The 14,939-nt window shown below is 70.2% G+C and carries 14 protein-coding genes and 1 pseudogene; 7 read left to right on the forward strand and 8 right to left on the reverse strand.

All coding sequences use genetic code 11. The features are described 5' to 3' along the window. The first annotated feature begins 429 nt into the window (after nt 1-429). The 3 genes and pseudogenes from ACIQJT_RS04540 to ACIQJT_RS04550 all read left to right on the forward strand — a co-directional run. Entirely contained in the window at nt 430-1,443 is a 1,014-nt protein-coding gene (locus tag ACIQJT_RS04540; protein ID WP_402639772.1) for an RNA polymerase subunit sigma-70, read from the forward strand. 153 nt (nt 1,444-1,596) lie between these two features. Then, the gene (locus ACIQJT_RS04545; RefSeq protein ID WP_402639774.1) at nt 1,597-2,061 is read left to right on the forward strand and encodes a DUF6069 family protein; all 465 of its coding nucleotides are present in this window, start codon (nt 1,597-1,599) and stop codon (nt 2,059-2,061) included. Nucleotides 2,062-2,742: 681 nt separating this feature from the next. Beyond that, nucleotides 2,743-2,889 (forward strand): annotated as a pseudogene (locus ACIQJT_RS04550) (histone-like nucleoid-structuring protein Lsr2); the annotation flags it as partial. A 64-nt stretch (nt 2,890-2,953) separates the two neighbouring features. Here ACIQJT_RS04550 and ACIQJT_RS04555 read toward each other — a convergent pair. From ACIQJT_RS04555 to ACIQJT_RS04565, 3 genes are all read right to left on the reverse strand, one after another. Next, nucleotides 2,954-3,400 carry an SPW repeat protein gene (locus tag ACIQJT_RS04555; RefSeq protein WP_365462547.1) on the reverse strand — a complete coding sequence of 149 codons (447 nt, stop codon included), beginning with the start codon at nt 3,398-3,400 and terminating at the stop codon, nt 2,954-2,956. Nucleotides 3,401-3,673: 273 nt separating this feature from the next. After that, nucleotides 3,674-3,898 carry a translation initiation factor IF-1 gene (infA, locus tag ACIQJT_RS04560; RefSeq protein ID WP_004936508.1) on the reverse strand — a complete coding sequence of 75 codons (225 nt, stop codon included), beginning with the start codon at nt 3,896-3,898 and terminating at the stop codon, nt 3,674-3,676. After that, nucleotides 3,895-4,686, reverse strand: coding sequence for a GNAT family N-acetyltransferase (locus ACIQJT_RS04565; protein WP_402639778.1), 792 nt, complete (start codon nt 4,684-4,686; stop codon nt 3,895-3,897). Before ACIQJT_RS04565 ends, infA begins: the two co-directional genes overlap by 4 nt. A gap of 460 nt (nt 4,687-5,146) precedes the next feature. Here ACIQJT_RS04565 and ACIQJT_RS04570 point away from each other — a divergent pair, with 460 nt between their 5' ends. Both ACIQJT_RS04570 and ACIQJT_RS04575 read left to right on the forward strand, forming a co-directional pair. Next, complete coding sequence (locus ACIQJT_RS04570) at nt 5,147-5,521, forward strand: hypothetical protein (protein ID WP_402639780.1); 375 nt, start codon at nt 5,147-5,149, stop codon at nt 5,519-5,521. Between the two features lie 205 nt (nt 5,522-5,726). Then, nucleotides 5,727-9,566: an XRE family transcriptional regulator gene (locus ACIQJT_RS04575; protein WP_402639783.1), complete on the forward strand. Its 3,840-nt coding sequence runs from the start codon at nt 5,727-5,729 to the stop codon at nt 9,564-9,566. A 200-nt stretch (nt 9,567-9,766) separates the two neighbouring features. Here ACIQJT_RS04575 and ACIQJT_RS04580 read toward each other — a convergent pair whose 3' ends face one another. Together ACIQJT_RS04580 and ACIQJT_RS04585 are read right to left on the reverse strand one after the other, a co-directional pair. Then, nucleotides 9,767-10,114 (reverse strand): hypothetical protein, encoded by a 348-nt coding sequence (locus ACIQJT_RS04580; protein WP_402639785.1) that lies wholly within the window; start codon nt 10,112-10,114, stop codon nt 9,767-9,769. A gap of 3 nt (nt 10,115-10,117) precedes the next feature. Further along, entirely contained in the window at nt 10,118-10,519 is a 402-nt protein-coding gene (locus tag ACIQJT_RS04585) for a peptidase inhibitor family I36 protein (RefSeq protein ID WP_402639787.1), read from the reverse strand. Between the two features lie 449 nt (nt 10,520-10,968). Here ACIQJT_RS04585 and ACIQJT_RS04590 point away from each other — a divergent pair, with 449 nt between their 5' ends. Beyond that, nucleotides 10,969-11,526 carry a DUF3291 domain-containing protein gene (locus ACIQJT_RS04590; RefSeq protein WP_402639789.1) on the forward strand — a complete coding sequence of 186 codons (558 nt, stop codon included), beginning with the start codon at nt 10,969-10,971 and terminating at the stop codon, nt 11,524-11,526. Nucleotides 11,527-11,580: 54 nt separating this feature from the next. Then, nucleotides 11,581-12,165, forward strand: coding sequence for a hypothetical protein (locus ACIQJT_RS04595; protein WP_402639791.1), 585 nt, complete (start codon nt 11,581-11,583; stop codon nt 12,163-12,165). A 45-nt stretch (nt 12,166-12,210) separates the two neighbouring features. Here ACIQJT_RS04595 and ACIQJT_RS04600 read toward each other — a convergent pair whose 3' ends face one another. The 3 genes from ACIQJT_RS04600 to ACIQJT_RS04610 form a co-directional block, all read right to left on the reverse strand. After that, a complete protein-coding gene (locus tag ACIQJT_RS04600; protein WP_402639793.1) occupies nt 12,211-12,747 on the reverse strand; it encodes a GNAT family N-acetyltransferase in 537 nt (178 codons plus the stop codon). 172 nt (nt 12,748-12,919) lie between these two features. Continuing rightward, entirely contained in the window at nt 12,920-13,495 is a 576-nt protein-coding gene (locus ACIQJT_RS04605) for a hypothetical protein (RefSeq protein WP_402639796.1), read from the reverse strand. A gap of 272 nt (nt 13,496-13,767) precedes the next feature. After that, nucleotides 13,768-14,865, reverse strand: coding sequence for a methyltransferase domain-containing protein (locus ACIQJT_RS04610; RefSeq protein WP_402640097.1), 1,098 nt, complete (start codon nt 14,863-14,865; stop codon nt 13,768-13,770). Between the last annotated feature and the right edge of the window lie 74 nt (nt 14,866-14,939).

Consider the following 14,939-nt stretch of genomic DNA (forward strand, 5'->3'; position numbering starts at 1 on the left):
CCGCCGCCGGAGACATGGGTGCGAGGGGGTACGGGGTCTGCCGTGCTGCGGCGGACGCGAGTGAGGTCACCTCGCGGTTCGCGGGGGGGGCGGACCATGAGGCATTTTTCGTCGGCCTCACGGCTCGTCGCGTGGGAAGGGTGACCGGGGCGGCCCCGGGCGGAGCGGGGACGAACACAAGAACCTGGGGGTCACGCGTGCATGGACCGATTGACACCGGGCAGACGGGTCTCAGGGCCTTGCAGCGCTGTTCCCCCGTGGTGCTGCAAGGCCCTTTCCGTCGACTGCCGCCTTGAGCCCACCGCCAGGTCCGCCGACCTCGCACGCCAGAGGGACCCGCCTCAGCCGCACCGGCCGACCGGTGATGAGTTTTCGCGCCCGCGCCCGTCATACCCACGACAGGACACGACAAGGCGGACGGATGACGTGATGAGTGCGGACACGCGGCTGGGGGACCTGGGCGATCGCAGGCTGGACGAGGTCGACGAGTCGGCGTTCTCAGGGCTGGCGGAACGGCACCGGCGGGAGCTGCACGTGCACTGCTACCGGATGCTCGGATCGTTCGAGGACGCCGAGGACACCGTGCAGGAGACGTTCCTCCGTGCCTGGCGGCGGCGGGAGACCTTCGAGGGACGGTCCACGTTCCGGGCGTGGCTGTACCGGATCGCGACCAACGCCTGCCTGGACCTGCTCGCCAAGAGCCGGCCGGAGCCCGCGACCGGCGGCGAGGTGTCGTGGCTCCAGCCCTACCCGGACCGGCTTCTCGACGAGCTGCCCGCGGGCGGCGCGGACGAGCCGGAAGCCGTCGCCGTCGCACGGGAGACGATCGAGCTGGCGTACCTGGTCGCGCTCCAGCATCTCGCTCCGCGTCCGCGGGCCGTGCTGATCCTGCGGGACGTCCTCGGCTGTCCGGCGAAGGACGTCGCCGAGTACCTCGGGGACTCCGTCAACTCAGTGAACAGCGCGTTGCAACGGGCCCGGGCGGGCATGCGCGAACACCTGCCCGCAGAGCGGCAGGACTGGACCGGCGGCGAACAGGACGCGGGGACCCGGGCACTGGTACGCCGCTACACCGACGCCAGCGTCGCCACGGACGTCGACGCGCTCGCCGCGCTGCTGCGGGACGACGTCCGCTGCTCCATGCCGCCCACGCCGGGACTCCACGTCGGCCGCGACGCGGTGGTGAACGACTGGATCGAGGGCGGCTTCGACGGCATGAAGGGCCTGCGCGCCGTCCGCACCTCCGTGAACCGGCAGCCCGCCGTCGCCTTCTACCTCTGGCGGCAGGGGGAGGAAGAGGGCGCGGAGGGCGCGTACCTGCCGCTGACGATCGACGTCCTGCGCGTCACCGGCGGAGCGATCACCGAGATCATCACCTTCCACGACGACCGGTTCCCGTGTCTCGGGTTGCCCGAGCGGTTGCCGGTGGACGGTACGGCCTGACCCCGCAGCGTGCGCTCGGGCGGCGCGGCACCCGTGCCCGGGCCGGCGCGGGCGAGCAGCGATCCCGGTCGGACCCGGCTGCGACGCCGAGGGGCGGGCCCTCTCGTGCCTGTGAACACCCTTACACCTGTTGCCAGATGATGGAGGAGAGACATGAACAGCGTCCACGAGAGCGGGGTCGTCGTAGCCCCGGAAACGGACCGGGCCAGCAGCGTCCGCAGCATCCCCCGGCCTCGCGGTCTCATCGGCGTCGGCCTCGTTGCCGCACTGGTGGCGGTGCCGGTCACCACGCTCGCCGCAGCGCTCGCCCAGGCTGTCGGCGTCGACTTCGAGGTCCCTGACGGTGGCGAGGCGATTCCGCTCTCCGGGTTCGCCGTGGTCACCGGGTTCTTCTCGGTCGTCGGCATCGTCATCGCCGTGGTTCTGCTTCGCTGGAGCGCCCGCCCCGCCGTGCGGTTCGTGTGGGTGACAGTCGGTCTGACCGCGATCTCCCTGGTCCCGCCCCTGCTGGCCGGGGCAGACGCGGCCACCACCATCGCGCTCATCGGGCTGCACGTTCTCCCGGCGACGGTGATGATCCCCACCCTTGCGAGGTGCCTCCGCAGCCGGACCCCTTGAGCAACCTGCGCCGGGACTCGGTCGGTCCGCCACTGTCAGTGGTCCCGCCTACGGTTCTCGACACGGGTGGGCGCGCTCCGCAAATGGGCGCCTACTGCCGCAGTGGAGATCACAGATGAGGGGGCTCCGATGGCCGAGACCGGAGACGTGCGCGAGGCGTGGGGCCGGATCACCTCGTGGCTCGAGCGGAACGAACCGGATGTTCTGGCCGCGCTCGGCGGTCCGGGGAGCCGGTCTGCCATCGAAGACGCCGAACTGCGCATGGGTGTGAAGCTGCCGGAGGAGATGTGGCAGTGGCTGTCGGCGAACGACATCGATGCCGGCAGACAACCCGCTGATCGATCCTGTCTGGTGGCCTTCGGGACGGCGATACCTCTGCCCGGCGGGCATCTCCTCCTCGGACTGACGGATATGGAGCGGGTCTGCCTCAGCCAGAGGGGTCTGGAGGAGGCGCAGCCGTCCGCTGACTCCGATCGTCCGTTGTGGCGCCGCGAGTGGGTGCCGATCGCCGCCGAGCGCGACGGTCTGTACGGGACGTTTCTGGACACACGCCACGGAACCGTCGGGACGTGGGCCGAAGCGTACGGTCCCGAGGAGGGCGTGTACGCCTCGTTGTACGCGTTCTTCCAGGAGGCGGCGGACCGACTGGAAGGGGTCTCCTCGGGAGACTGGAGTGGTCCTGGGGCGCCCGACGGGTCCGTACGGCTCGATCCCCGTCCCGAGGACCAGCCGATACGTCTATGGGCACGCGCCAACGGCTATCAGGTGAATGATCGTGGGCGCGTCCCGGCGTCCATCCGTGAGGCTTTCGAGGTGTCGCGGCGGTGATCACCGAGTTTGGTTGTATCCGCTGACGACCGCCGACGACTTGGAACTGGGGGGAGGGCGACGATCACATGCGCCGGGAGGAGCGGTCGCCGGACGACTGATCCACCGGGCGGGCGGCTGCGGCGGCCATGAGGGCCAGCAGAAGCCCGACCACGCCGACGATGATGTTGTTGACGATGGTCCTGGTGGTGCTGACGTCTCCTGCCACGACCCAGGGCGCGACGATGGTCCAAGCGCTGAGTGCGCAAGCGGCCCAGGCCATGCTGTGCGACCGCTCGTATGCCCGGCCGAAACCACCGCTCATGATCACGGCGTATGCGATGCCGACGATCAGATTGTTGACGGCGAGAGTGGAGAAGCCGTTGAATCCCGCGATCCAGGGTGAGGCCGCCAGATAGAGGCCCGTGATCAGGGCCATCGCCTCGACGGCCTGTGCCCTCGGAGTGGTCGCGACACGCTCGGCCATCTCGTGCCGATTGCGCATGTCGAGGATGTCGGGATGTGTTGCCATGTCCGACCGGGGTTGGGTTGTCATTTCAGTATCTCCTGTATGTCTGTTTTGTGTGGTGCATATAAGTGAGTACCCCATGGGGACGTAGTAGTCGTTGCTGAGTCGCCCGCGTCCGAAGGTTTCGCGGAGCCGGTGGCGGGGTGGCCGGGTGGCCGTCGCGGTCGGGTCCGGCGTCATCGGTTCCCCGGTCACGCGAGCGCTGTGACCGGGGAACCGAGTTCGGCTGTCAGGAATGGTGCCGACCGCTGCTGACCAGTTCCGGTACCGTGCTGACTAGTTCCGGTACCGGAACACGATCCGGCCGCGGGTCAGGTCGTAGGGCGGGAGCTCGACCAGGACCCGGTCCTCCAGCATGATCTTGATGTAGTGCTTGCGGATCTTCCCGCTGATGTGCGCGAGCACTTGGTGGCCGTTCTCGAGCTCCACGGTGAACATGGCGCTGCGCAGGCACTCGACGACCTTGCCCTCGACCTCGATGACGTTCTTGTTCTTGGTCATCGCACCAGCTCCAGATTGCTGCTCATCCGCCGGGCGCCGATGGTCTCGAACAGGGCCGAGCCTGCTTGGTTGGACTCCTGTACCTCGGTCCATGCCTCGGCGAATCCGGAGCGGTGCAGGGTCGTCAGCGCGTGCGCCAGCAATGCCCGTGCGATGCCGCGGCGCTGCTGGTCGGCCCGGACCGCGATCAGACCGATGCGCGGGCGGATCGCCGTCACGACGCGGATCAGCCCCAGGTAGCGGTCCGGGGCCGCGGCCACCGCGTACTCGGACGGGTCCACGATGGTGTCGCCCTCGCGGCGGGGGACCACCTCGGCGGGCATAGACTGCCACCCGACGGTCGCCTCGACTTCGTCACGGATCGCGCGGTCCACGGCCCGCAGCAGACCCTCGTCCGCCTGACCGGCGGGGAGGATCGTCACGCCCGAGGGCGGCAGGACCGCGTCGAGGCGTGTGACCTGGGGATCGGTCGGTACGACGTACTCCCACTCGCGGCGCCGGAGCGTGAAGCCGGCCCGCCGCCAGGCGGCTGTCAGCTCGACGTCGGCTTCGTCGACCACCGTGTACAGCGGGGACGGCAGTTCCTTCAGCATCGCTTCGGCGAGACGGTCGAAGGCGGTGTCGTGCCAGGCGTCGATGCTGATGAACAAGCGGCCGTCGGGGCGGTGTTGCGCATGCCCGCGGCCGACCACCAGGTCGTCGTCCAGGGCGTGCCATTGCCTGTCCGCGACGCGCGTGATCATGACCGCGTGCTCGCTCAGGCCGGATGTGCAAGGCGTTGGTTTCATCGGAGTCTCCCTCCAGGAGTGCCTCGATCTCAGGCGCTCCTGGCGACACCGAACGTCAGCCGCCGGACCGTGACGGGTTGAGGGAGCACCCACGGGTAACTGTGTTCACGGGGCTCACCTCCATATGACGACTTCACGGTCCACCCGGAAATTAGCAGCGGGTCGGCGCCGGGCTCAAACCCTTTTTCCGGCAGTGCCACCAGACGCCGGCGGCGTCCATTGCGTCGGCGGTTCGACCACCAATGGGCAGGGTCAACCGCCTGCAAGGGTCATCGGGCGAGTCACTTCGAGCAGGATCGAATGCATGGACGAGGCGACGCGGTCGTCGCAGGGTTGGTGTGCCCGACGGCGGCGGCAGGGGAACTTCTAGCGGCCGCGTCGCCGGAGCGGTCCGGCCCGGCATCCGCCAGGGGTCGGTGGTGACGGCCGGCGAGCCGGCCGTGGACGGAGGGACACCACTATGCACAGGATCACGCGGGGCGCCGCCGCGTTCGCCATGGCCGCGGCCGCCGTGGCGGCGATCGGAACCAGCTCGGCCCACGCCAGCGACAGGACCGTGTTCGGCTGCCCGGGCGGGGCGGTCTGCATCTATCCGGAGGGTGCTGACATCCACACCAGCAATCCGACGAACGTCTACTACAGCTACGGAGCACACAACCTCAGCAACCAGTTCGGCAACCACTATGTGCTGAACAACCAGTACGGCAGCGCCAACGCAACCGCCCAGTTGTGCCAGGGCTACAACGGCGTCAACTGTGTGATCACCATCGGACTGAACGAGTTCGGCTACTACAACCTGACACCGATCAACTCCGTCGTCCTCAACCGGCCGTAGCCGCCCCTCTTCCGACCTGCCGGAGGCGAGTGTCTCGCCTCCGGCACCGGTGCTCTCGTCGGTGCGACCACCGGTGCCTGCTCTCCACAGGGCCGGGACCCAGTTCGCGTTCGGTGACTGGTGTCCCACAGACAAGTCCGGAAAAATGTGGCGTCGCAGCCGACCACTGCGACGTGCGGGAAGAGCAGAACGGGGAGGTGCGGCGATGCCGCGCAGAGAGCGTCCGCTGGACGCGGGGGAAGGTCCGTTACTGGAGCTGGCCGCGGGGCTGAGGCAACTGCGGCGGAAGGCGGGCAACCCGCCCTACCGGGAGCTGGCGGAGCAGGCGCACTACTCGATCTCGACCTTGTCCTCGGCGGCGTCCGGGCAGCGACTGCCCACGCTGGCGGTGACGTTGGCGTACGTGCGCGCCTGCGACGGCGACCTGGCGGAATGGGAGCGCCGCTGGCAGGAGACGGCGGAGCAACTGGGGGAGGCGTACACCGAGCCCGCCCCGGTGGAGGAGTCCGGCCGGGCCTCGCCGTACGCGGGGCTGCGGTCGTTCCGGGAGCAGGACGCGGAGTGGTTCTTCGGCCGGGAGCGGCTCGTGGAGGACCTGGCCGAGCGGCTGCGGCGACAGCGGTTCGTGGTGGTGATCGGGGCCTCCGGCTCGGGCAAGTCGTCACTGTTGCGGGCGGGACTGGTGCCACGTCTGCGGGCCGCGATGACGACGGTGGTGGTGACGCCGGGGCCGCGGCCCCTGGAGGAGTGCGCCGTACGGCTGGGCGCGCTGGCGGGACTCACGCCGGGCGGGGTGTACGAGGAGCTGCGGCAGGACCCGGCGAACCTGGGCCGCGTGGTGCGTCAGATCGCCGCCCGTTCCCAAGCCGGCGATGGCGACGGCGGCGGCAAGGGCGACGTGGTGCTGATCGTCGACCAGTTCGAGGAGACCTTCACGCTGTGCCCGGACGACGGCGAGCGGGACCGCTTCGTCGAGGCCCTGGTGACCGCTGCCCTGGACAAGGGCGGCCGGTGCCGGGTGGCCCTCGGGGTGCGCGCCGACTTCTACGCGCACTGCACCCACCATCCGCTGCTGGTGGAGGCGATGCGTGACGCGCAGGTGCCGGTCGGACCCATGAGCCTGGACGAACTGCGCCGGGCCGTGGTGAGGCCCGCCCAGCGGGCCGGACTGACCGTCGAGGGCGCGCTGTTGGCGTCGCTCACTGCACAGGCGCACGGCCAGGCCGGAGTGCTGCCGCTGCTGTCGCACGCACTGTTGCAGACCTGGCGGCGACGGCGGGGCAACGCCCTGACGCTGGCCGCGTTCGAGTCGGTGGGCGGACTCGAGGGCGGCCTGGCGCGTACGGCCGAGGAGTTCTACCAGCAGTTGGAGCCGGGGCGACGCGAGCTGGCCCGGCGCGTGTTCGTACGCCTGACCGCGCTGGGGGAGGGGACGGAGGACACCCGGCGTCCGGCGCCCCTCGCGGAGTTGGAGGGGCTCGCGGGGGCCGGTGACGGCGGCCTCGGCGCCGTACTGGACCGTGCGGCCGGGGCGCGGCTGCTGACGTTGGACCACGAGCGGGTGGAGCTCGCCCACGAGGCCCTGATCCGGTGCTGGCCCAGGCTGCACGGATGGCTGTCCGAGGACCGCGAGGCCCTGCGGACCCTGCGTCGGCTCACCGGCGCGGCGCAGGCCTGGGTGGGACTGCGCCGGGACCCCGGTGCGCTGTACCGGGGCGCCGGGCTCGACCTGGCCGCCGGGCTCGACCGGGCGTCCTTGTCCGCGGTGGAGCGGGAGTTCCTGGACGCGAGCCTCGCCGCCCGGACGGCCGAACAGGCGGCGGCCCGGCGGCGCGTGCGGTTCCGGCGCGGAGCGGTGGCGCTGCTGACCGCTCTGGTCGTCGTCGCGAGCACCACCGCGGTCTTCGCCGTGCGGGCACAGCGGGCGGCGGACCGGCAGCGGGACGCGGCCGGTTCACAGAGGGCCGCGGAGAAGGCCATGGCGCTGCGGGCGTCCGACCCCGCGCTGGCCGCGCAGGTGGCTCTGGCCGCCTACCGGCTGTCGCCCACCCCCGAGGCCCGGGGCACCCTGCTCAGCACCTTCGCCACCGTGTACGCCACGCAGTTGCCCGACTGGACGAGCACCGCCACGACGATGGCCTTCAGTGCCGACAGCCGGGTACTGGCGACCGGTGACAGCGACCGGACCGTGCGCCTGTGGCGGGCCTCGGACGCCCACCGGCCAGGCGAGTTGAGCAGGCTGCCGCGACTGACCGGCCCTGTCCGCACGGTCGCGGTCAGCCCGGACGCCGGTCTCCTGGCCGCGGGAGACGACCTCGGGGCGACCCAGCTGTGGGACATCGGCGATCCACGGCACCCGCGACTCGCCGCCCGCCTGCCCGCCGCCGCGGCCCCGGTCACAGGACTGGGTTTCACGCCGGGTGGCCGGACTCTGGCGGCGGTCTCCCGCGACGAGATCCGGTTGTGGCGGCTGTCCGATCCACGACGGCCGCGTCTGTCGGCCACGACCCGTGTGCCCGCCGCCGTGACCGCGGTGGCGTTCCGCCGGGACGGGCGCGCGCTGGCCACGGGCCACTCCGACCGTACGGTACGGCTGTGGCAGGTGACCGAGTCCGGTCGGCGGCTGCGGCAGTCGCCGCCCGCGACCGCCCGCGGCGGTGCGGTCGGCGCCCTCGCGTTCGCCCCGGACGGCCGCACCCTGGCCACCGGCGGCGCCGACTTCACGGTCCGGTTGTGGGACGTGGCCGGATCCCGACGGCCGCGCGCCACGGAGGTGCTCTCCGGGCACACCGACGCGGTCGACGCCGTGGGCTTCAGCCCCGATGGCCGCACTCTGGCCTCCGCCGGCGTCGACGGCACGGTACGACGCTGGGAGTTGACCGGACACCGTCCCGTCCGGGCGTCGGCCGTCCTCATGGGGCACACCGGACGTGTCGTGTCGCTGGTCTTCAGCCCGGACGGCCGGACTCTGGCCACCGGCAGCGAGGATCAGACCGTACGGCTGTGGGACCTGCCCGGACCGGCGATGACGGGCCACACCAGCTCGGTCTACTCCGTCGCCTTCAGCCCGGACGGCCGCACCCTGGCCACCGGCAGCTACGACCGCAGCGTGCGCCTGTGGAACATCACCGACGCGCGGCGCCCCCGTCAGCTCACCGAGCTCACCGGGCACACGGCCCCCGTCAACTCCGTGGTGTTCCGCCCCGACGGGCACACCCTGGCCAGTGGCAGTGCCGACGGCACACTGCGCCTGTGGAACGTCGAATCCGCACACCGCGCTCGCCAACTGCCCGCCGTGGCCGGTCACGTCGGCCACATCAACTCGGTGGCGTTCAGTCCCGACGGCCGCCTCCTGGCCACCGGCGGCGAGCGGGGCAGCGTACGGCTGTGGGACACGACGGACCCACGACGACGTCCCCGTCCCCTGTCCGCGATGCCGGGCACCCATGCAGTGGACTCCGTGGCCTTCGCCCCGGACGGCCGCACGCTGGCCGTGGCCGACCGGAACCGCAAGGTCACCCTGTGGGACGTGGCCGGGCCACGGCATCCCGCCCGCGCGGCCGTTCTCGCCGGCCACACCGGGGCGGTGAAGTCGGTCGCGTTCAGCCCGGACGGCCGCACCCTTGCCACCGGCAGCGAGGACCGCACCGTACGGCTGTGGGACCTCACCGAGCCGCGGCGTCCGGTCGCACGGGACCGGTTGACCGGCTACACCGACGGTGTCATGGCGGTCGCCTTCGCCGCGGACCGGCGCACGCTGGCCGCCACCAGCTCCGACAACACCGTACGGCTGTACGGCCTGACCGAGCGCGGGCGAGCCCGGGAGCTTGCCGTGCTGGCGGGTCACACCAAGCCGGTGGACGCCGTCGCCTTCAGCCCGGACGGCCGTACCCTGGCCACCGGCAGCGAGGACTGGACCGCGTTGCTGTGGGACCCCGCCGTCGGACGGGTGGCCTCCCGGATCTGCCACACCGTCACTCCGGAGATCACTCGCACCGAATGGCGCCAGTACTTCACGCAGCAGAGGTACCGCCCACCGTGCTGAGCTTCGTACGCGAGCCGCCCTGACTCTGCACCCGCGGCGTTGCTCCCGGCACCGCCGCCCTTGCGCGGGCCCGTGTCCGCGGAGAGCGCCGGATCGCCGAGACCGCCTGCCGTCTTCCACTGACGAAGGCCGTGGACGGAGTGGCCTTCGACGGAAGGGCCGTTCACCCGTCAGGTGGTCAACGGCCTTTCGCGCGCCCGTCAGAAGAAGCAGTCCGAAACCCATCCCCGCACGAGGAGCCGGTAGTTGAACACGTCGTGCCAGACATGGCTGACCCGGCCGTCCGGACAGACCGCCGAGGGGCCCGAGATGGCCGCGTACCAGTAGACGCAGTCGCCGTTCTGGGCCGTACCGACCCACCGTCCACCGGGTGTGTCACGCATGGTGACGTTGGTCCCCTTGATGACGCTGTTCGGGCCGCCCGGAGTGCAGACCTGGGCGGCCGTGGCCCGGGTCGGCGTCGGTGAAGCCGCATCGGCGGAGGTCGCTGTGACGCTCAGGACCATGGCGCACCCGAGCGCGGTCGCGGCGAAGTGGCGTAAGGGCATGGTTCAGTCCTTGGCCAGGCAGGAGACGCAGGCGGCTTTGAAGCTGTACGCGTTGAACCCGATGTCAGGATTCTCGGAGTGGGCCCGTACCGCGTGGGACCTTCCGGTGCAGTTGCTGTTCGCGTAGAAGTACCCCTCCTGACGGTGATAGTGGGCGTACGAACGCACGGAGCCGACGTGCGAGGTCAGGTAACACCCTCCGGAGACGAGATCGCCGGAGTACGAGATGCCGCTGCCGGTGAAGTTGGCGCCGGACCACCAGCAGTACGACCCCTGGTTGCAGGGGGCCGCGGCCGGTGCCGCCGGTGTCGCCGACGACGGGGACGCGCCCAGCATCAGCAGAGCGGCCGCGGCGCCGGCGGTGAAAGCCTTGGCGAGGTGTGTGGAGCCCGTGGGTAAGGCCATGTCGTTCCTCTCCGGGGGGAGTTCAGCAGAGACGCAGCCCGGGAATCCGGTCGCGTTGTCGTCGTCGAGATGCTCGTGCGGTGTGCGGCTCAAGAGGTAGCAGCTCAGGGTTGTTCGCCTTCGGGGCGCCGGTGCCGAACAAACAACGCACGAAGAATGCCGGGCAGCCTGGAGCCTCTCAGGGGACTGCCATGGTGCAGTGCGAGACCGCGTGCGGTGCGGCTGTTCGGCGGGACTTGGCGTCTCCGAAGAGGGCGAGCCCCACCCGGTCACCAGTGGGGGCGGCCGAAGAGGCCACGTCGACGAGGAAAAGGCAACTTCGACACCGCTCGCGGAGGCGGCTACTTTCACCTGGTCCTCGGCCAGCACCCACGGCCGCCGCCCAGGAGTTCTGTCGAGCCGGGCAGCCGGGCCACACCACTCACCCCACCAGGAATCCAGGGAGACGTATGCCGCACCTCGCTCTGTACACATTCGGAGTCCTGAAGTCGCCTCTTTCCGATCCCGCACCGCTCACGCGCGAGTTCCACGACAGCGCCGACGCCATCTACCGTGCAATCAGCCGACACCCCGGGTACGTTGCCCACGCTGAAGCGGCAGAGGGCGAGCAGGGAACGCACTTCGACGTGCACTGGGGGCCATGGGGAGAGTTCGCCGTACCGGCCTGGTACGACAAGGGCCGTACCGCGGACACCATTGCCCTGGCCGCGACCCTCTCACTCTGGACGGACCTGCGTCCCGCCTTCGACGCCATCTACACCTCGCTGCACCGTGAGGCGTTGAACAGGCGTTACGACTGGTTCGAGAGGAAAGGGCGCCCGAGTCATGTGCTGTGGTGGGTCCTTGACGCTGCGATGCCCACCTGGCAGGACGGGGTTTCCAGGCTGAACCACCTTCACGACCACGGCTCCACGCCGCGAGCCTTCACTTTCCACCACTCCTTCGCCCTGGGGGGAACACCGGCCAGGATCAAGGAAGCCGGGCCGAAGGCTGACCAAGTTCGCTGACGGGGAGCCTGGACGACTGGGTTCGCTGTCGAGATGTTCAGCATCCAGGTATAAATGACCGCCATGTTCCAGGACCATCTCCGAGCGCTGACCACACGAGCAATGTGCTCGATCACGGCTGCCGAGGCGGAGGACATCTACGTCGTCTCGTTCTTCATCGACAACGAGCGAGACGACCCGCGGCAGCCGACGCTGACCGTTGGACACAACACCGAAGCTCAGTTCCGACGCAGTATTGCGGACGCTTCCGATGAGGCGGAGGCCCGCTGGAATTATGCCTTCTGGCTCCAGAACGAGCTCACCGTCATCGGCGACTCCACCCGAGACCCGGACGGAGCCGCAGCGCGCGACCAGTGGATCAGAGAACTCGGGCTCTGGTACGACGAGCCCGGCCCCTCCGAAAACCGGATGAATGACGTCGGGCCGATTGCCGCCCGGATCGAGGGCGCCTTCAACCAAGCATGTGTCATGCTCGCTCGCCACCTTCATGACGCCGGCGCCGTCCAAAGCGTGATCGGCAAGCCGGTTCCCATCATCCTTCACGAGCCCGAGTACTACGAGGGGGTCGCCCGCCGCACCGAGATCGCCAATCCGCCCGGACTCGCCGACGCCTTCACGGCATGGGTCCGTAATGGCTGAGGTGTTCCGACAGTCTCGGTACTCGCCTCCACCTTGGTCGGTGTATCAACGCGCCGTGACCGGGGACCACATGCCGAGCCACTGCTCGGCGTCCCAGGCCTCGAACCGCTCGACTTCGACGAACCCGAGTTTGGCCGCGAGACGCATCGAACTGACGTTGGCGGACTGGGTGGTGAGCACCACCGGCTCGCCGGGAAACGCGTCGGCGAACCAGTCGAGTGCTGCCGCGCACGCCTCGGCTGCGTATCCGCGTCCCCAGACCCGCGGCAGGAACAGGTAGCCGAGGTCTGCCTTCCCCGCGGCTGCCGGCCGACGGTGCCCCGTTGCTCTCCGGAGAAGGATGTGGCCGATCATCGACCCGGCCAGATCGACGACGAGGCTCCCGGGCCACTGCTCGGGCACTTCGGGTGTCTCACGCTCGAGTTCATCACGGGCGCGCGGACCCCCGAGGTAGGTGTGCACCTCCGGCGACGCCAGCAGCTCGATGAACACCGGACGGTCCTGGGCCTCCGGCGCACGGAGCACCAGCCTCTCGGTCCTGATCGGGGGAGGTGGCCAGGAGACGGGTCCAAGATCAGTCATGCGGGGCAAACTATCGCAGCCCGCTGAGCAGTTGCCGCGGAGACCGGAACAGAGGTGACCTTGTCGTTCAGACGGCGTCTCAGCCGCGGGTGTGCCGGGAGCGGATGAGCCGAGATGCCCCAGTGGCATGGCTGTTCGGGCCAAGCGACGTTGAACGCTGATAGTAACCGCGTCAGTTGCGCAGCCGCGCGAGTTCGTCGGCGCGACGGCGGTCCTTCGGGCGACCGAGGGCCCGGCGCATGTGGATCAGGTCGTCGAGTGCGGCGTAGCGGATGGTGAATCCCGCGGGGTCGCGTGTGATGTCCGCCGAGGTCAGGCAGGGGGTGACATCCATCGCACCCCAGCGCAGCTCGGGAGTGCAGAGGTCGCCACTGGCACCGGTGACCCGGTAACCCACCTGCGAACGAGCGAGATCGGGCAGTTCGGCGCAGCCGCACAGGGCCAGGGCATCGCGCAGGGCGCGTGCCTCGTCCGGGGTGCCGTCCCAGAGCAGGTCAAGGTCTCCGGTCAGTTCGGTGGAGCCGTGCATGATGCCGGCGACCTGGCCGATGACTATCGCGTGCGAGCCGGCGTCGTGGAGCGCTCGGAGGAAGGGGAAGGGATCGAAGCCGAGTGCCCCGTCCGTGGCGAAGGTGCCCAGTAGATCGTCGGCTTCCTCTGGGCGGCGCCCGATGGGGGGACGTTCTCGCGTTGCGTCCTCGGTTCGGGCGATGGCCTGCCGCAGGCGCAGGGCAGCTGTCTGGCTCATGTGCCCATCCAACACGATCGAACTCTGCCGGCGATCCGAAGTGGTGCGGCCCGTGTTCGCCCGCACCTCGTCGAGTAACGGCGGCGCCGGAGATGCCTGTTCCCGGTGGTCCCGGCCCTCATTGCGACGTATCCGGAAGCCGTTGCTCGGACCCGGCAACTCTCAAGAGCGGGCAAGCGGTGCTGGTCCGGACGCCCAGCCCAAGGCGGCCACCAGCGTTGCGTCGAGCGGAGTGCACAGGTAGAGCACCGAGCGTCCACTGCCGATGCGGTTCAAGCGACGAGCAGGCGAAGCCCCAGATCTGCCGCGTCGAGGCCGGCGAGGTCGCTGTTGTGCTCGGCCCACCGGCCGGACGCGAGGTCGTCGGCGAGGCTCCGTACCGCCCGCTCCTCGGCCTCCGGCCCGACCCTCGTCCACACCGACATCGCACGTCGCACATGATCCTCCAGATACGCGCCGGGCCGGCGCCAGTAGGCCTCGAACAGGCCGTCGGCACAGTCCCACGGGACGGGCACCGGCTCAACGCGGGCACCGATCGCGTCGGCCATCCCCGCGAGGGAAGGGAATCCCGTGAGCACGGAGGCGAACTCGGGGAGGTAGTCCCGGGTGAGCCAGAACCGGTCCTGCCATCCCGGCTCGTCGGTGTCGAAGGTGAGCACCACCACGCCGCGGGCCACGCGCCGCATCTCACGCAGTCCGGCTGTCGGGTTCGCCCAGTGGTGAACGGTGGACACGGCCATCGCGACGTCGAAGGAGCGGTCCTCGAACGGCAGGCTCTCCGCGGCGGCGGCCACGCACGGCGCCGAACCGGCAGGCCGCTGCTCCCGCATGACGGCCGACGGCTCCACCGCGGTCACGTCGCGATCGGCGGGCTCGTAGGAGCCGGTGCCGGCCCCGACGTTCAGCACGGTCCGCGCGTCTCCGAGCGCGTCCCAGATCTGCGCGGCGATCCGCGGATCGGTACGCCGGGTGGCGGTGTAGGCACCGCCGATCGCGTCGTACAGCCGCGCGCCGAGCATCTCCAGTTGCTCCTCCGGTGTCACCTTCAGTCCCCTTGCCCGCGCCCTGAGTTCCCTGTCGATGGCCACCACCATGGCGTCGGCGCGATCACGCCGCTCCAGCATCAGGCCCCGCAGCCGGCGCAGGTGCGCGACCGCGTCGGCGGACGGATCGCCGACCAGTTCCGCGACCTCCCGCAGCCCGAAGCCCAACCGCCGGTAGGCCAGCACCTCACGCAACCGCTCCATGTCGGCCGCCGAGTAGGCCCGGTACCCTGCCGGTGTCCGCGCCGACGGCCGGACGAGCCCGATCGTGTCGTAGTGATGCAACGTGCGGACGCTCACGCCGGCGAGGTCGGCCACGCGTCCCACGGTCCAGTGATCCTCCACGGCTCCGACTATGCGGCCTGACGCCACGTGAGGGTCAAGGAGCGCTCACGGCAGCG

This window comes from Streptomyces sp. NPDC091972, from assembly GCF_044756385.1.
In the GTDB taxonomy this organism is placed as follows: Bacteria; Actinomycetota; Actinomycetes; order Streptomycetales; family Streptomycetaceae; genus Streptomyces.